The sequence below is a fragment of the Dyella terrae genome, from assembly GCF_022394535.1.
GTDB lineage: Bacteria > Pseudomonadota > Gammaproteobacteria > Xanthomonadales > Rhodanobacteraceae > Dyella.
In genome coordinates this window covers 4,849,052-4,863,671 of record NZ_CP089414.1, presented here as the reverse complement: position 1 = coordinate 4,863,671, position 14,620 = coordinate 4,849,052, and the positions used below count along the sequence as shown (strand labels likewise).

Sequence of the window (14,620 nt, the reverse complement as noted above, 5' to 3'; positions counted from 1 at the left end):
TAACTGTAAATAACCCAACAGGAAAGCCCTGCGGCACCAGGGGTGCCGCCGCCCTCCAATCCAGACCAACTTCCTACCACCCCAGCAGCCATCAGTTGCGGCGGAGGCTGGCCTTCTTGAGCAGGCTTTCGTACTGGTGACTGACCAAATGCGCTTGCACCTGAGCAGTGAAATCCATCACCACGACGACCACGATGAGCAGAGAGGTGCCACCGAAGTAGAAGGGGACGTGCCACGCCTTTTGCATAAACGAGGGAACCAGACAGACCAGCACCAGATAAAGGGCACCAACACCGGTCAGACGGGTCATCACGTTATCAATGTAATCGGCCGTCGAACGGCCGGGACGGATACCCGGAATCAATGCGCCGGAGCGCTTCAGGTTGTCCGCCGTCTCTTGGGAGTTGAACACGATCGCCGTATAGAAGAAGGCGAAAGTGATCACCAGCACCGCAAAGACGATGTCGTACAGCGGCTCACCCGGGGTCAGCGCCTGGGTCAACTCGGTCAACCAACGTGACTGGTGACCCTGGCCGAACCAGGTGGCGGCCGTGGCTGGGAACATCAGCAGACTGGACGCAAAGATCGGCGGGATCACACCCGACATGTTGATCTTCAACGGCAAGTGCGACGTCTGGTTCATATAGGCTCGCTGACCACCCGAACGACGTGCGTAGTTCACCGTAATGCGCCGTTGAGCGCGCTCCATGAACACCACGAACGCCGTCACCGCGAGGATCAAGCCCACTACCAGGATCATCTTGATCACCGACAGCTCTCCGTTGCTGGCCATGGTAAGCGTGTGCGCGACCGCACCCGGCAAACCCGCCACGATACCGGCGAAAATCAGCAGCGAGATACCGTTGCCGATACCGCGCTCGGTGATCTGCTCACCCAGCCACATCAAGAACATCGTGCCGGCGGTGAGACCAACGATCGATGCCAGGATGAAGCCCATGCCCGGCGTGTACACCACCGGCGCGCCACCTGATGCCACCTGCTTCTGCAGGGCCACCGCGATGCCGAACGCCTGGAATGCCGCCAGACCGACCGTGCCAAAACGGGTGTATGTAGTCATCTTGCGACGACCAGCCTCACCTTCCTTACGCAGTGCCTGCAGGCTCGGGATCACCGAACCCATCATCTGCACCACAATGGATGCAGAGATGTAGGGCACAACGCCAAGTGCGAACACTGAAAAACGTGCCAGCGAGCCACCCGAGAACATGTTGAACATGTTCATCAGGCCGCCGCCCTGCTCGATCAGGTTCGTCATGGCTTCCGGGTTAACACCGGGAACCGGGATGAAGGAACCAAGACGGTAAACGATCAGCGCACCAATCACGAAGAAGATGCGCTGACGCAATTCCGTCAGCTTGCCGAGCGATCCGAGCGATGTGCCCTGGGCTGACGCCACGTGATTACTCCACGCTGCCGCCGGCAGCTTCGATCGCTGCCTTGGCGCCGGCCGTGGCGAGCACGCCCGACAGCTTCACTGCGCGGCCGATCTCGCCCTTGAGAACAACCTTGACCTTCTTGGCATGGCTGTCGATCAAGCCAGCCTGGTGCAGTGCGATCGTGTCGATCACGTCCGCCTTCAGGGTAGCCAGCTGGTAAAGGAACACTTCCTGGCTCTCTTTCTTCTTGAGCGAACGGAAGCCGACCTTCGGCAGGCGGCGCTGCAGCGGCATCTGACCGCCTTCGAAACCGTACTTATGGGTGCCGCCCGCGCGGGCGTGCTGACCCTTGTGACCGCGACCGGCGGTCTTGCCCAGGCCCGAACCGATACCGCGACCCACGCGAAGGCGGGTCTTGCGGGAACCGGCGGCCGGCTTGATGTCGTTAAGACGCATGGTGATTACTCCTCAACCCGCACGAGGTAATAGACCGTGTTGATCAGACCGCGAACCTGCGGGCTGTCTTTCAATTCACGGACGTCGTTGAGCTTGCTCAGGCCCAGCGCTTGGACGCTCAGGCGATGGCGGCTCTGCACACCGCGCAGACCCCTGACCAGGCGCACGCGCACAGTGGCGGCGGTTTCGTTGCTCTTAGCCATTGCCCAGCACCTCTTCCAGAGTCTTGCCACGCTTGGCAGCGATCTGCTTCGGCGACGCAACAGCCTGCAGACCCTTGATGGTCGCGCGGACCAAGTTGATCGGATTACGCGAGCCGACAGCCTTGGCCAGCACGTTCTTCACGCCCACCACTTCCAGTACAGCGCGCATGGCGCCGCCGGCGATGACACCGGTACCTTCAGAAGCCGGCTGCATGAACACGCGGGCTGCGCCGTGGTTGGCCTTGATGGCGTACCACAGGGTGCCGTTGTTCAGGTCGATGCTCACCATCTGGCGACGGGCGCGCTCCATGGCCTTGGAGATAGCGACCGGCACTTCACGCGCCTTGCCATAACCAAAACCCACGCGGCCTTCGCCGTCGCCAACCACGGTCAGCGCAGTGAAGCTCATCTGGCGGCCACCCTTGACGGTCTTGGCCACGCGGTTGACGGCAATCAACTTCTCGAGCAGGCCGTCCGAATTTTCGCGATCGGTAGAAGACATGTTCTTTTTCCGTATGCCCAGCGAACCGGGACTTTTGCTTGCGGCTATGCCGCTTGGAGTTGTAGGTACTTCTGAAGCGTTCAAGTGCCGGCCGAAACCGGCACCTGAAACCGGACCGGCTTAGAACTTCAGGCCGGCCTCACGAGCCGCATCGGCCAGAGCCTTGATGCGACCGTGGAAGCGGAAGCCCGAGCGATCGAACGCCACGGACTGGATACCAGCAGCCAGTGCACGCTCAGCCACGGCCTTGCCGACAGCAGCAGCAGCGGTCAGGTTCTTCGTGCCCTTCAGGCTCTCGGCAACCGACTTCTGCAGGGTGGAGGCGGCAGCCACCACGCTCAGACCGTCGGCCGCGAACACCTGCGCGTACAAGTGCTGACCGGTGCGATGCACCGACAGACGAGCAACGGCGAGCTTGCGAATGTGGGCGCGAGTGGCCTTGGCGCGACGCAGGCGGGAATCGTTCTTGTTCATCGTGTTCTCTCCAGGAAGCGGATAGGCGATTAGGCCTTCTTGGCTTCCTTCAGGGTGATCTTCTCGCCGGAGTAGCGCACGCCCTTGCCCTTATAGGGTTCCGGCGGACGGAAGCCACGGATCTTGGCGGCCACTTCACCCACGCGCTGCTTGTCCGAACCCTTGATGAGGATTTCAGTCTGCGTCGGGGTTTCGATGGTGATGCCTTCCGGCGCATCGAACACGACTGGATGCGAGAAGCCCAGGGCGATATTCAGCGACTTGCCGGCCATCGAGGCACGGTAGCCCACGCCGACCAGCTCGAGCTTGCGCTCGTAACCGTCGGAAACGCCCTTGACCATATTGGCCAGCAGTGCGCGCAGGGTGCCCCCGAACTTGTCGTCGGCACCTTCGGCCACGGTGACATTCGCCACGCCGTTTTCGATGGAGACGGATGCGCCCGGCAGGGCGTGGGTCGCCAGAGTGCCCTTCGGGCCCTTGACGGTGATGCCATTGGCGTTCGAGGTGATCTCAACGCCCTTCGGCAGGGTAATCGGCTGTTTGGCAACGCGGGACATCGTCGGCTCCTTATGCGACCTGGCCGATGACTTCGCCGCCCAGACCCTTGGAACGGGCCTGCGCGTCGGTCAGCAGACCGGCGGAAGTCGAGATGATCGAGATACCCAGGCCACCGAGGACCTTCGGCAGCTCGTCCTTACCGCGGTAGACGCGGAGACCAGAGCGGCTGACACGGGCAATGGATTCGATAGCCGGACGGCCTTCGAAATACTTGAGCTTGATCTCGAGCACCGGCTTGCCTTCCACGCTGGAGGCCTTGGCGTCGAGGATATAGCCCTCATTCTTGAGAAGGTTGGCGATAGCCACCTTCAGCTTCGACGACGGCATGTTTACGGCCTGCTTGCCCGTGAGCTGGGCATTGCGGATGCGCGTAAACAGATCGGCGATGGGATCAGTCATGCTCATGAAAACATCCTTCAGAGTGCACCGATATCCGAAAAACCGGAAATCTGTTTTGAGTTGTATGCCGGCATAGAGCCAGCCTGCAGGAACGCAGACCGACGACTATAGCAGCATTTTTCCGGCTTTGCGAATAACGGCGCGAAATCACGCCAACGGCGGCGAGCCAAAGGCTTGCCGCCGCATCGGAACGAGGTAAGGCTCACACCCTACCCCGCCCAGTTTGGGGTATTACCAGCTGGCCTTACGGAGACCAGGCACGTCACCACGCATGGTGGCTTCGCGCAGCTTGTTGCGACCCAGACCGAACTTCTGATACACGGCGCGCGGGCGGCCGGTCAGAGCACAGCGGGTACGCTGACGAGCAGGACTTGCGTCGCGCGGCAGCTTCTGCAGCTTCGTCTGAGCTTCCATCTTCTCCTCATAGGAGGCGGTGGGGCTCAGCACAATCGCCTTCAGTTCGGCGCGCTTGGCGGCGTACTTCTTGACGAGCTTGGTCCGCTTGAGGTCGCGGTTAACCATTGAGGTCTTGGCCATGTGTCTCTCGCGGCTCTCTTAGTTGCGGAACGGGAAGCTAAACGCTTCCAGCAGCGCCTTGGCTTCGTCATCAGACTTTGCCGTGGTGGTGATGGAAATATCCATACCGCGCATGGCATCGACGGCATCGAAGTCGATTTCCGGGAAGATGATCTGCTCTTTGATGCCGAAGTTGTAGTTACCGCGGCCGTCAAAAGCGCGACCCGACACACCACGGAAGTCGCGCGTACGCGGCAACGAGATGTTGATCAGGCGATCAAGGAATTCCCACATCTGGGCACGGCGCAGCGTAACTTTGCAGCCGATCGGCCAACCGTCACGGATCTTGAACGAGGCGACCGACACGCGGGCCTTGGTCTGGATCGGTTTCTGGCCGGAGATCTTGGCCATGTCAGCCACGGCGTTCTCGAGCACTTTCTTGTTGCCCGCAGCTTCGCCCACGCCCATGTTCAGCGTGATCTTGGTGATGCGGGGAACCTGCATCACGTTCTGGTAACCAAAGCGCTCGGTGAGCTTCTGGATGACCTGGTCTTTGTAAAACGTTTCGAGACGCGTCGTCATAACGTTGATTCCTTACGCGTCCACAACTTCGCCGGAGGAACGGAACACGCGCACCTTACGCCCATCAGAGAGCGTCTTGGCGCCAACGCGTTCACCCTTGCCCGTGGCGGAGTTGAACAGCTGGACGTTGGAGATGTGGATCGAAGCCTCACGCTCGACGATGCCGCCAGCCTGGTTGGCCTGCGGGTTCGGCTTGGTGTGACGCTTGACCAAGTTCACGTTGGAGACGAACACACGCTCGCCATCGACGCGCAGCACGTCACCGCGCTGACCCTTGTTTTTGCCGGTGATCACGAGGACCTGATCACCCTTGCGGATACGGTTCATGTCTGGCCTCCGCTCAGAGCACTTCGGGCGCGAGCGAGACGATCTTCATGAACTTCTCGCTGCGCAGCTCGCGGGTAACCGGCCCGAAAATACGGGTGCCGATCGGCTCGAGCTTGTTGTTGAGGAGGACCGCTGCATTACCGTCGAAACGGATCAGCGAGCCATCGGGACGACGCACACCCTTGGCGGTACGAACCACCACGGCGTTGTACACCTCGCCCTTCTTCACCTTGCCGCGGGGAATGGCATCCTTCACGGTGACTTTGATCACGTCACCGATCGCGGCGTAACGGCGCTTGGAGCCACCGAGCACCTTGATACACATCAGTTCCTTGGCACCGCTGTTATCGGCCGCGGAAAGCGTGCTTTGCATCTGAATCATGTCTGCACCCTCCCTTAGACGTTAGCGCGAGTGACGATTTCGACCACGCGGTGATGCTTGGTCTTGGACAAGGGACGGCATTCTGCAATGCGGACCAGGTCGCCCTCGTTCGCACCCAGGTCGTCCTGGGCGTGAAGCTTGGTCGAACGACGGATGATCTTGCCGATCAGCGGATGCTGTTCCTGGCGCTCGATCAGGACCGTCACGGTCTTGTCCATCTTGTTACTAATGACGCGGCCCTCGAGGGTGCGCGTCTGCTTTTTGTTGTCGCTCATATCGGCCGTCCCTTACTTCTTGCCGCCGAGCACGAACTTCGTGCGGGCGATGTCGCGCCGAACGCGGCGCAGCTGGTGCGGCTGGTTGAGCTGGCCGGTGCCCTTCTGCATGCGCAAGTTGAACTGCTCCTTGCGCAGGTCCAGCAGGTGCTTATTCAGCTCTTCGGCCGTCTTGTTGGTCAGATCTTTGATGGCCATATCACATCACCGCCCGGGTCACGAATTGGGTCTGGACCGAGAGCTTGGCAGCGGCCAGGCGAAACGCCTCGCGTGCTGTGGCCTCGTCGATACCCTCGATTTCATAGAGCATGCGGCCCGGCTGGATCGGAGCGACCCAGTATTCGACGCCACCCTTACCGGCACCCATTCGAACTTCGATGGGCTTCTTGGTAATCGGCTTGTCCGGGTACACACGGATCCACAGCTTGCCACCACGCTTGACGAAGCGGGTGATGCAACGACGACCGGCTTCGATTTGACGAGCGGTCAGCGCGCCGAACGTGGTGGCCTTCAGACCGAACTCGCCAAAGCTGACGAGATTCGAGGAGAAAGCCAGACCATCGTTGCGGCCCTTAAACTGCTTACGGAATTTGGTTCGCTTGGGTTGCAGCATGGCAACTCTCCTTACTTCGCCGTCCGCTCGCGACGGCCTTCACCGCCCTCGCGACGCGATTCACGACGACCCTCACCACCCTCGCGGCGCGGCTGGGACTGCTCTTCCTTCGACTCCTGGTTGATCTGGGACAGATCGAAGATCTCGCCCTTGTAGATCCACACCTTGATGCCGATGACGCCGTAGGTCGTATGAGCCTCGGCGGTGCCGTAGTCGATGTCGGCGCGCAGCGTATGCAGCGGCACGCGACCTTCGCGGCTCCATTCGGAACGAGCAATCTCAGCGCCGTTCAGACGGCCAGAGACATTGATCTTGATACCCAGGGCGCCCAAGCGCATCGCATTACCGACCGCACGCTTCATGGCGCGGCGGAACATGATGCGACGCTCAAGCTGCTGTGCAATGGATTCGGCAACCAGCTGCGCGTCAATCTCGGGCTTGCGCACCTCGCTGACGTTGATGTGCGCCGGAACGCCCATCAGCTGACTGACTTCCTTGCGCAGCTTCTCGATATCCTCACCCTTCTTACCGATCACCACGCCCGGACGAGCGGTGTGGATCGTCACGCGAGCCGTCTTGGCCGGGCGTTCGATGAGAATCTTGGAGATGCCGGCCTGAGCCAGCTTCTTGCGCAGCATCTCGCGAACCTTCAGATCGGCCGCGAGGTACTGGGCGTATTCGCCCTTATTGGCGTACCACTTCGAGTTCCAGTCCTTGGCAATGCCGAGGCGGATACCGGTGGGATGAACTTTATGACCCATCGTCTACGTCCTCTTTAGTTGCCAACGACCACAGTGATGTGGCTCGTGCGCTTCAGGATGCGGGAACCGCGGCCCTTGGCGCGGGCGTACATACGTTTCATCGCCGGACCTTCGTCCACGAAGATACGCGAGACCTTCAGCTCATCGACGTCAGCGCCGAGGTTGTTCTCGGCGTTGGCGACGGCCGACAGCAGCACCTTGCGAACAATGGCTGCGGCCTTCTTGTTGGTGAACTGGAGCACGTCGCTGGCACGGCCCACGGGCAAACCGCGGACCAGGTCAGCTACCAGGCGTGCCTTCTGCGCCGAAATGCGGGCGCTGCGCAGGATCGCTTTGGCTTCAGTGCTCATCACTTGCCCTTCTTGTCGCCGCCATGGCCCTTGAAGGTGCGGGTCGTCGCGAACTCGCCGAGCTTGTGCCCGACCATGTTCTCGTTGACCAGCACTGGGACATGCTGACGGCCATTGTGGATGGCGATGGTCAAGCCGACCATCTCCGGCAGGATCATCGAGCGACGCGACCAGGTCTTGATCGGGCGCTTGTTATTGGCGGAAACGGCGGCTTCCACCTTCTTTACGAGGTGCAGGTCGACAAACGGACCTTTCTTTAGAGAGCGCGGCATGATCGTTTCCTATTACTTGCGACGACGCACGATGAACTGCTGGGTGCGCTTGTTCGAGCGCGTCTTGTAGCCCTTGGCCGGCGTACCCCACGGAGAAACCGGGTGACGACCGCCAGAGGTCTTGCCCTCACCACCGCCGTGCGGATGGTCGACCGGGTTCATCACCACACCGCGAACGGTGGGACGAATACCCAACCAGCGCTTCGCGCCGGCCTTGCCGAGCTTCTTCAGGCTGTGCTCGCCATTGCCCACTTCACCGATGGTGGCGCGGCAATCGACCGGCACGCGGCGCATTTCGCCGGAGCGAAGACGCAGCGTGGCGTAACCGGATTCACGAGCCACCAGCTGGACCGAAGCACCGGCCGAGCGCGCGATCTGCGCACCCTTGCCCGGACGCATCTCGATGCAGTGAATGGTCGAGCCCACCGGGATCGCGCGCAGCGGCAGGCTGTTGCCAACCTTGATCGGTGCATCGCTACCCGACACGAGACGGTCGCCCGCCTGCACGCCCTTCGGAGCAATGATGTAACGACGCTCGCCGTCGGCATAGCACAACAAAGCGATATGCGCGGTACGGTTCGGATCGTATTCAATACGCTCGACCGTGGCAGCGATGCCTTCCTTGTCGCGCTTGAAATCGATGATGCGATAACGCTGCTTGTGACCACCACCCTGGTGGCGAACAGTGATACGACCGTAGTTATTGCGACCGCCGTTCTTGGTCTTCGCTTCGGTCAACGCCGCGTACGGCGCGCCCTTGTGAAGGCCCTCGGTGCGAACGCTGACTGCGTCGCGACGACCGGGGGAGGTCGGCTTGTGAGTGATCAGTGCCATCTCAATTCAACTCCTGGCTCAGGCTTTGGCCGACACGTCGATGGTCTGGCCATCGGCGAGGCGGACATAGGCCTTACGCTTGCCCTGGCGATTGCCAGTGCGGAAACGGAAGGACTTGACCTTGCCCTTGGCATTGACGAGGTTCACCTGCTCGACCTTGACGTCGAACATCTGCTCCACCGCTGCGCGGACATCGGCCTTGGTTGCTTCGGGAGCAACCACGAATACGTACTGGTTCTTCTCGGCGAGACGCGCGGCCTTTTCCGAGATGTGCGGCGCACGCAGCGTATTCAGAATGCGTTCGTTGCTCATGCCAGCCACTCCTCGATCTTCTTCACCGCATCGACGGTCATGACGATGTGGTCCGAACCGACCAGACTGACCGGATTCAGCGCCAACACGTCCACTACGTGGATGTACGGGATGTTGCGCGCAGCCAGGAAGGTAGCTTCGTTGGCGTCTTCCGACACCAGCAGCACGCGACCCGAGACCTGCAGTTCAGCCAGCTTGGCAACCATCGCCTTAGTCTTGGGCGATTCGATGCCGAAGCTCTCGACCACCTTCAGACGGTCTTGACGAACCAGCTCGGCCAGGATCGAACGGATGGCAACGCGATACGACTTGCGGTTGACCTTCTGCTCGTAGCTGCGCGGCTTGGCAGCGAACGTGCGGCCACCACCGACAAAGATCGGTGCACGGTAGTCACCGTGACGGGCGCCGCCGCCCTTCTGCTTCTTGAACTTCTTGGTGGTGCCGGACATTTCGCCGCGCGAAAGCTGCGACTGCGTGCCAGCGCGACCGCCTGCCTGATAGGCAACGACCACCTGGTGGATCAGGGCCTGCTTAAGCTCACCGCCGAACACTTCGTCCGACACGTTGAGCGGCTTGGCGCCAATAACATTGAGTTCCATGGCGTCTCTCCTCAGCCCTTGGTCGTCGGACGGATGATGACGTCGCCGCCGGTAGCACCCGGCACCGCGCCCTTCACCGCAATCAGATGACGCTCGGCGTCGACCTTGACCACTTCGAGACCCTGCTGCGTGCGGTTCACCGCACCCATGTGGCCCGACATCTTCTTGCCCGGGAACACGCGACCCGGGGTCTGACGCTGACCGATAGAACCCGGCGCACGATGCGACAGCGAGTTACCGTGGGTCGCGTCACCCATGGTGAAGTTCCAACGCTTGATGGTGCCCTGGAAGCCCTTGCCCTTCGACACGCCAGCGACGTCAACGATCTGACCCGCCTGGAACACGTCATCGGCCTTGATCTCGGCGCCCACGCTGTACTTGCCGAGATCGTCGGCAGATACGCGGAACTCCCAAAGACCACGACCCGGCTCAACCTTCGCCTTCGCGTAATGGCCCTTCAGCGGCTGCGTCAGCAGGCTGGCGCGCTTGACGCCGGCTGCGACCTGCACAGCGCTGTAACCATCGTTTTCTTCCGTCTTCAGCTGCGTGACGCGATTCGGGGTGGCCTCAATGAGGGTCACCGGAATCGAACGGCCATCTTCAGTGAAGAGTCGGCTCATGCCGCATTTGCGGCCAACTAGTCCGATACTCATCTTCGTATCCTGTCTCTCGCTCAACCAAGCTTGATCTGAACGTCCACGCCAGCGGCGAGGTCCAGCTTCATGAGCGCGTCCACGGTTTTGTCGTTGGGGTCGACGATGTCAAGCACACGCTTGTGAGTACGGGTCTCGTACTGGTCGCGGGCATCCTTGTCGACGTGCGGCGACACCAGAATGGTATAACGCTCAATCTTGGTCGGGAGCGGAATCGGGCCGAGCACCGTTGCGCCAGTGCGCTTGGCCGTCTCGACGATTTCGCTGGCCGAGCGGTCGATCAGACGGTGATCGTACGCCTTGAGCCGAATGCGAATTTTTTGGTTCGCCATAAACCGTGTCCTGTTTTCGAAAGAACAAATTCTGTGAATCGGATGAGCTTCTCGCCCATCCGCACAACCCGTTGTCGCTAGTTACTGCCAGTCGATACGGCAAGCGACTTCAATGCCGCGAAATCGACCTTAAAAGACTGGGCAGGCCCAAAACGGGCCCACCCAGACAGAAAAGTATAAAACGCGCGAAATGGCTAGGTCAACAAAGCGTCACGCTTCGTTGTCTAAGCCCTTTCCTGCGTAGTGGCCATCCAGGCCAGCGAACTCGAAGCACTTCCTGTGCCTCATTTCGCTGTAAGGCCACCCAAATCAAAGATCGGATGACAGGCAAGACCGCGACTATAGCGTTAAATTTAGCCAAAGAAAAGCCCTAAATACTTCTTTTTGCTGAACACCATAAAAAAACCGGCCATAAGGCCGGTTTTTTCTAGGTTACCACCCGAGGGGGGGCAATCCGAGAGTCTTACTTGATGACCTTGGCCACCACGCCGGCACCGACGGTACGGCCGCCTTCGCGAATAGCGAAGCGCAGACCCTGGTCCATGGCGATCGGGTGGATCAGGCTGACAACCACCTTGATGTTGTCGCCCGGCATGACCATTTCCACGCCTTCCGGCAGCTCAATCGCGCCGGTCACGTCGGTCGTGCGGAAGTAGAACTGCGGACGGTAGCCCTTGAAGAACGGGGTGTGACGACCACCTTCGTCCTTCGACAGCACATACACCTCAGCCTCGAAGTCGGTGTGCGGGGTGATCGTGCCCGGCTTGGCCAGCACCTGACCACGCTCGACGTCGTCGCGCTTCAGGCCGCGGAGCAGCAGACCGGCGTTGTCGCCTGCCTGACCCTGGTCCAGCAGCTTGCGGAACATTTCCACGCCCGTGACGGTGGTCTTCTGGGTCGGGCGGATGCCCACCACTTCGACTTCGTCACCGACCTTGATGATGCCGCGCTCGATACGACCGGTCACCACGGTGCCGCGGCCGGAGATCGAGAACACGTCTTCCACCGGCATCAGGAACGGCTGGTCGATCGCACGCTGCGGCTCCGGAATATAGGTATCCAGCGCCTCCACGAGGGCGATGATCGCCGGCACGCCGATTTCCGACTGGTCGCCTTCCAGCGCCAGCTTGGCCGAACCCTTGATGATCGGGGTGTCGTCGCCCGGGAACTCGTACTTCGACAGCAGTTCACGCACTTCCATCTCGACCAGCTCGAGCAGCTCGGCGTCGTCCACCATGTCGGCCTTGTTCAGGAACACGACGATGTAGGGCACGCCCACCTGACGGGACAGCAGAATGTGTTCGCGGGTCTGCGGCATCGGGCCGTCAGCGGCCGAGCACACCAGGATCGCGCCGTCCATCTGCGCGGCACCCGTGATCATGTTCTTCACGTAGTCGGCGTGGCCCGGGCAGTCCACGTGGGCGTAGTGGCGGTTCGGCGATTCGTATTCGACGTGAGCCGTCGAAATCGTGATACCACGTGCCTTTTCTTCCGGCGCCGCGTCAATCGCGTCATACGCCTTGAATTCGCCACCGAAGCGCTCTGCGCCGACCTTGGTCAGTGCGGCCGTCAGCGTCGTCTTGCCGTGGTCCACGTGACCAATCGTGCCGACGTTGACGTGCGGCTTGGTGCGCTCGAATTTACCCTTTGCCATGACTTAAACCTCTAAAAAAGAACGGTAGTTGGAGGAAGAAGGCCCTATCAGGCCTTCTTCATGACCTGCTCAGCGATGTTGTTCGGCGCTTCAGCGTAGTGGTCGAACTCCATCGTGAAGGTGGCGCGACCCTGGGTCAGCGAACGAATGGTCGTCGCATAACCGAACATCTCGCCCAGCGGGACCATCGCGTTGATGGTCTTGCCTGACGGCGTGTCGTCCTGGCCCTGAAGCAGGCCGCGACGACGGCTCAGGTCGCCCATGACGTCGCCGACGTAATCTTCCGGCGTCACCACCTCGACCTTCATGATCGGCTCGAGCAGCACCGGCGACGCCTTCGCGAAGCCCTGCTTGAACGCCATCGACGCGGCGAGCTTGAACGCCATTTCGGACGAGTCGACGTCGTGGTACGAACCGAAGACCAGCTTGACCTTCACGTTCACCACCGGGAATCCAGCCAGCGGACCGCTGGTGATGGTTTCGCGCAGGCCCTTCTCCACCGAAGGGATGAATTCCTTCGGGATCACGCCGCCCGTGATGTCGTTGATGAACAGGAAGTCATTCTTGACGTCCGTGCTCTTACGATCTTCTTCGGTCATCGGTGACAGCTCGATCACCACGTGACCGTACTGACCCTTACCACCCGACTGCTTGGCGTGCTTGTAGTCCGACTTGACGTCCGACGAGCGAATCGTTTCGCGGTAGGCCACCTGCGGTTTACCGACGTTGGCTTCTACGTTGAACTCGCGCTTCATGCGGTCCACCAGGATATCCAGGTGAAGCTCGCCCATGCCCGAAATGATCGTCTGGCCCGACTCCTCGTCCGTACGAACGCGGAACGAGGGATCTTCCGCAGCCAGACGGCCGAGGGCGATACCCATCTTTTCCTGGTCCGACTTGGTCTTCGGCTCCACCGCCATCGAAATCACCGGCTCCGGGAACGTCATGCGCTCCAGGGTGATGATGTGATCCTGCGAGCACAGCGTGTCACCGGTTGTCACGTCCTTCAGGCCGACCGCTGCGGCGATATCGCCAGCACGGACTTCCTTCAGCTCCTGACGCTCGTTGGCGTGCATCTGCAGGATGCGGCCAATGCGCTCCTTCTTGGACTTGACCGGGTTGTACACCTGGTCACCCGCATTGAGCGTGCCCGAGTAGACGCGGAAGAACGTGAGCGAGCCCACGAACGGGTCGGTCATGATCTTGAACGCGAGCGCAGAGAATGGCGCGGCATCGTCAGCCTTGCGCGTGGCCTCCTTGTCGTCTTCGTCCAGACCGGCCACCGGCGGGCGGTCGATCGGCGACGGCAACAGGTTGACCACGGCGTCAAGCATCGCCTGCACGCCCTTGTTCTTGAACGCGGTACCGCAGAAAACCGGGATGATCTCGCTGGACAGCGTGCGTGCGCGCAGACCGCCAATGATCTCTTCCTCGGTGAGGTCACCCTCTTCCAAGTACTTGTTCATCAGCTCTTCGGTCGCCTCGGCCGCCGACTCGACCATGTACGAATGGGCTTCTGCAGCCTTGTCCGCGAGGTTGGCCGGAATGTCCGCGTACTCGAACTTCATGCCCTGGGACTCCATGTCCCACACGATCGCCTTCATCTTGAGCAGGTCGACCACGCCTTCGAAGTTGTCTTCGGCACCGATCGGCACCTGCATCGGCACGGGGTTCGCACCCAGACGAGCCTTCAGCTGGTCAACCACCTTGTAGAAGTTCGCGCCAGTACGATCCATCTTGTTGACGAACGCAAGGCGCGGCACCTTGTACTTGTTGGCCTGACGCCAGACGGTTTCCGACTGCGGCTGCACACCACCCACGGCGCAGAGCACGAACACCGCACCGTCGAGCACGCGGAGCGAACGCTCCACTTCGATGGTGAAGTCCACGTGACCTGGGGTGTCGATGATGTTGAAGCGGTGCTCAGGCAAGGAACGATCCATGCCCTTCCAGAACGCCGTCGTTGCCGCCGACGTAATGGTGATGCCGCGCTCCTGCTCCTGCTCCATCCAGTCCATCGTTGCTGCACCGTCATGCACCTCGCCAATCTTATGACTGACGCCGGTGTAGAACAGGATGCGCTCCGTGGTGGTGGTCTTGCCGGCATCGATGTGGGCCATGATGCCGAAGTTGCGGTAGCGCTCGATAGGAGTGGTGCGTGCCACGGTC

The 14,620-nt window shown here is 60.8% G+C and carries 24 protein-coding genes; all 24 read right to left on the bottom strand.

All coding sequences use genetic code 11. The features are described from left to right. Positions 1-91: 91 nt before the first annotated feature. The 24 genes from secY to fusA all read right to left on the bottom strand — a co-directional run bounded on the left by secY (position 92) and on the right by fusA (position 14,616). Positions 92-1,417 carry a preprotein translocase subunit SecY gene (gene secY / locus DYST_RS21535; protein ID WP_239948245.1) on the bottom strand — a complete coding sequence of 442 codons (1,326 nt, stop codon included), beginning with the start codon at positions 1,415-1,417 and terminating at the stop codon, positions 92-94. A gap of 4 nt (positions 1,418-1,421) precedes the next feature. Next, positions 1,422-1,859, bottom strand: a complete 438-nt coding sequence (gene rplO / locus DYST_RS21530; protein ID WP_199045596.1) for a 50S ribosomal protein L15 — start codon at positions 1,857-1,859, stop codon at positions 1,422-1,424. Next, positions 1,859-2,056, bottom strand: coding sequence for a 50S ribosomal protein L30 (gene rpmD, locus DYST_RS21525; RefSeq protein WP_239948243.1), 198 nt, complete (start codon positions 2,054-2,056; stop codon positions 1,859-1,861). The genes rplO and rpmD overlap by 1 nt, the downstream gene beginning before the upstream one ends. Next, the gene (rpsE, locus tag DYST_RS21520) at positions 2,049-2,558 is read right to left on the bottom strand and encodes a 30S ribosomal protein S5 (protein WP_046972899.1); all 510 of its coding nucleotides are present in this window, start codon (positions 2,556-2,558) and stop codon (positions 2,049-2,051) included. The genes rpmD and rpsE overlap by 8 nt, the downstream gene beginning before the upstream one ends. A gap of 120 nt (positions 2,559-2,678) precedes the next feature. Further along, positions 2,679-3,032, bottom strand: a complete 354-nt coding sequence (gene rplR / locus DYST_RS21515) for a 50S ribosomal protein L18 (RefSeq protein WP_102303884.1) — start codon at positions 3,030-3,032, stop codon at positions 2,679-2,681. Between the two features lie 29 nt (positions 3,033-3,061). Next, positions 3,062-3,589, bottom strand: a complete 528-nt coding sequence (gene rplF, locus DYST_RS21510) for a 50S ribosomal protein L6 (RefSeq protein WP_239948241.1) — start codon at positions 3,587-3,589, stop codon at positions 3,062-3,064. Between the two features lie 10 nt (positions 3,590-3,599). Continuing rightward, positions 3,600-3,995 (bottom strand): 30S ribosomal protein S8, encoded by a 396-nt coding sequence (gene rpsH / locus DYST_RS21505; protein ID WP_102303882.1) that lies wholly within the window; start codon positions 3,993-3,995, stop codon positions 3,600-3,602. Between the two features lie 225 nt (positions 3,996-4,220). Next, positions 4,221-4,526, bottom strand: coding sequence for a 30S ribosomal protein S14 (gene rpsN / locus DYST_RS21500; protein ID WP_102303881.1), 306 nt, complete (start codon positions 4,524-4,526; stop codon positions 4,221-4,223). 18 nt (positions 4,527-4,544) lie between these two features. Continuing rightward, complete coding sequence (rplE, locus tag DYST_RS21495; RefSeq protein WP_046972904.1) at positions 4,545-5,087, bottom strand: 50S ribosomal protein L5; 543 nt, start codon at positions 5,085-5,087, stop codon at positions 4,545-4,547. Positions 5,088-5,099: 12 nt separating this feature from the next. Further along, on the bottom strand, positions 5,100-5,414 hold the full coding sequence (rplX, locus tag DYST_RS21490) for a 50S ribosomal protein L24 (RefSeq protein WP_102303880.1): 315 nt from the start codon (positions 5,412-5,414) through the stop codon (positions 5,100-5,102). 13 nt (positions 5,415-5,427) lie between these two features. Further along, on the bottom strand, positions 5,428-5,796 hold the full coding sequence (gene rplN, locus DYST_RS21485; protein WP_007513359.1) for a 50S ribosomal protein L14: 369 nt from the start codon (positions 5,794-5,796) through the stop codon (positions 5,428-5,430). A gap of 14 nt (positions 5,797-5,810) precedes the next feature. Then, on the bottom strand, positions 5,811-6,071 hold the full coding sequence (gene rpsQ / locus DYST_RS21480; RefSeq protein ID WP_102303879.1) for a 30S ribosomal protein S17: 261 nt from the start codon (positions 6,069-6,071) through the stop codon (positions 5,811-5,813). Between the two features lie 12 nt (positions 6,072-6,083). Further along, complete coding sequence (gene rpmC / locus DYST_RS21475; protein ID WP_019464891.1) at positions 6,084-6,269, bottom strand: 50S ribosomal protein L29; 186 nt, start codon at positions 6,267-6,269, stop codon at positions 6,084-6,086. Position 6,270: 1 nt separating this feature from the next. Further along, on the bottom strand, positions 6,271-6,684 hold the full coding sequence (rplP, locus tag DYST_RS21470; RefSeq protein ID WP_038620428.1) for a 50S ribosomal protein L16: 414 nt from the start codon (positions 6,682-6,684) through the stop codon (positions 6,271-6,273). Positions 6,685-6,695: 11 nt separating this feature from the next. Continuing rightward, entirely contained in the window at positions 6,696-7,445 is a 750-nt protein-coding gene (rpsC, locus tag DYST_RS21465; protein ID WP_102303878.1) for a 30S ribosomal protein S3, read from the bottom strand. A 14-nt stretch (positions 7,446-7,459) separates the two neighbouring features. Then, positions 7,460-7,795, bottom strand: coding sequence for a 50S ribosomal protein L22 (gene rplV / locus DYST_RS21460; RefSeq protein ID WP_102303877.1), 336 nt, complete (start codon positions 7,793-7,795; stop codon positions 7,460-7,462). Then, positions 7,795-8,067 carry a 30S ribosomal protein S19 gene (gene rpsS / locus DYST_RS21455; protein ID WP_046972909.1) on the bottom strand — a complete coding sequence of 91 codons (273 nt, stop codon included), beginning with the start codon at positions 8,065-8,067 and terminating at the stop codon, positions 7,795-7,797. The genes rplV and rpsS overlap by 1 nt, the downstream gene beginning before the upstream one ends. Before the next feature lie 12 nt (positions 8,068-8,079). Beyond that, complete coding sequence (gene rplB, locus DYST_RS21450; protein WP_102303876.1) at positions 8,080-8,901, bottom strand: 50S ribosomal protein L2; 822 nt, start codon at positions 8,899-8,901, stop codon at positions 8,080-8,082. Between the two features lie 18 nt (positions 8,902-8,919). After that, the gene (gene rplW / locus DYST_RS21445; RefSeq protein WP_046972911.1) at positions 8,920-9,213 is read right to left on the bottom strand and encodes a 50S ribosomal protein L23; all 294 of its coding nucleotides are present in this window, start codon (positions 9,211-9,213) and stop codon (positions 8,920-8,922) included. Continuing rightward, the gene (gene rplD / locus DYST_RS21440) at positions 9,210-9,812 is read right to left on the bottom strand and encodes a 50S ribosomal protein L4 (protein WP_102303875.1); all 603 of its coding nucleotides are present in this window, start codon (positions 9,810-9,812) and stop codon (positions 9,210-9,212) included. Before rplD ends, rplW begins: the two co-directional genes overlap by 4 nt. A gap of 11 nt (positions 9,813-9,823) precedes the next feature. After that, the gene (gene rplC / locus DYST_RS21435) at positions 9,824-10,465 is read right to left on the bottom strand and encodes a 50S ribosomal protein L3 (protein WP_102303874.1); all 642 of its coding nucleotides are present in this window, start codon (positions 10,463-10,465) and stop codon (positions 9,824-9,826) included. 20 nt (positions 10,466-10,485) lie between these two features. Next, complete coding sequence (gene rpsJ / locus DYST_RS21430) at positions 10,486-10,797, bottom strand: 30S ribosomal protein S10 (protein ID WP_017461875.1); 312 nt, start codon at positions 10,795-10,797, stop codon at positions 10,486-10,488. Between the two features lie 463 nt (positions 10,798-11,260). Beyond that, positions 11,261-12,451: an elongation factor Tu gene (tuf, locus tag DYST_RS21425; protein WP_102303873.1), complete on the bottom strand. Its 1,191-nt coding sequence runs from the start codon at positions 12,449-12,451 to the stop codon at positions 11,261-11,263. A gap of 47 nt (positions 12,452-12,498) precedes the next feature. Next, complete coding sequence (gene fusA / locus DYST_RS21420) at positions 12,499-14,616, bottom strand: elongation factor G (RefSeq protein ID WP_102305038.1); 2,118 nt, start codon at positions 14,614-14,616, stop codon at positions 12,499-12,501. Positions 14,617-14,620: the final 4 nt, after the last annotated feature.

Excerpts from the sequence above, each read along its gene's own strand:
- rplR (WP_102303884.1), bottom strand. The coding sequence starts at position 3,032 with ATGAACAAGAACGATTCCCGCCTGCGTCGCGCCAAGGCCACTCGCGCC.
- rplV (WP_102303877.1), bottom strand. The coding sequence starts at position 7,795 with ATGAGCACTGAAGCCAAAGCGATCCTGCGCAGCGCCCGCATTTCGGCG.
- rpsQ (WP_102303879.1), bottom strand. The coding sequence starts at position 6,071 with ATGAGCGACAACAAAAAGCAGACGCGCACCCTCGAGGGCCGCGTCATT.
- rpmD (WP_239948243.1), bottom strand. The coding sequence starts at position 2,056 with ATGGCTAAGAGCAACGAAACCGCCGCCACTGTGCGCGTGCGCCTGGTC.
- rpsS (WP_046972909.1), bottom strand. The coding sequence starts at position 8,067 with ATGCCGCGCTCTCTAAAGAAAGGTCCGTTTGTCGACCTGCACCTCGTA.
- rplF (WP_239948241.1), bottom strand. The coding sequence starts at position 3,589 with ATGTCCCGCGTTGCCAAACAGCCGATTACCCTGCCGAAGGGCGTTGAG.
- rplC (WP_102303874.1), bottom strand. The coding sequence starts at position 10,465 with ATGAGTATCGGACTAGTTGGCCGCAAATGCGGCATGAGCCGACTCTTC.
- rplP (WP_038620428.1), bottom strand. The coding sequence starts at position 6,684 with ATGCTGCAACCCAAGCGAACCAAATTCCGTAAGCAGTTTAAGGGCCGC.
- rpsC (WP_102303878.1), bottom strand. The coding sequence starts at position 7,445 with ATGGGTCATAAAGTTCATCCCACCGGTATCCGCCTCGGCATTGCCAAG.
- rpsJ (WP_017461875.1), bottom strand. The coding sequence starts at position 10,797 with ATGGCGAACCAAAAAATTCGCATTCGGCTCAAGGCGTACGATCACCGT.
- rplX (WP_102303880.1), bottom strand. The coding sequence starts at position 5,414 with ATGAACCGTATCCGCAAGGGTGATCAGGTCCTCGTGATCACCGGCAAA.
- rpmC (WP_019464891.1), bottom strand. The coding sequence starts at position 6,269 with ATGGCCATCAAAGATCTGACCAACAAGACGGCCGAAGAGCTGAATAAG.
- rplW (WP_046972911.1), bottom strand. The coding sequence starts at position 9,213 with ATGAGCAACGAACGCATTCTGAATACGCTGCGTGCGCCGCACATCTCG.
- rplB (WP_102303876.1), bottom strand. The coding sequence starts at position 8,901 with ATGGCACTGATCACTCACAAGCCGACCTCCCCCGGTCGTCGCGACGCA.
- rplN (WP_007513359.1), bottom strand. The coding sequence starts at position 5,796 with ATGATTCAGATGCAAAGCACGCTTTCCGCGGCCGATAACAGCGGTGCC.
- rpsN (WP_102303881.1), bottom strand. The coding sequence starts at position 4,526 with ATGGCCAAGACCTCAATGGTTAACCGCGACCTCAAGCGGACCAAGCTC.
- tuf (WP_102303873.1), bottom strand. The coding sequence starts at position 12,451 with ATGGCAAAGGGTAAATTCGAGCGCACCAAGCCGCACGTCAACGTCGGC.
- rplE (WP_046972904.1), bottom strand. The coding sequence starts at position 5,087 with ATGACGACGCGTCTCGAAACGTTTTACAAAGACCAGGTCATCCAGAAG.
- rplD (WP_102303875.1), bottom strand. The coding sequence starts at position 9,812 with ATGGAACTCAATGTTATTGGCGCCAAGCCGCTCAACGTGTCGGACGAA.
- rpsE (WP_046972899.1), bottom strand. The coding sequence starts at position 2,558 with ATGTCTTCTACCGATCGCGAAAATTCGGACGGCCTGCTCGAGAAGTTG.
- rpsH (WP_102303882.1), bottom strand. The coding sequence starts at position 3,995 with ATGAGCATGACTGATCCCATCGCCGATCTGTTTACGCGCATCCGCAAT.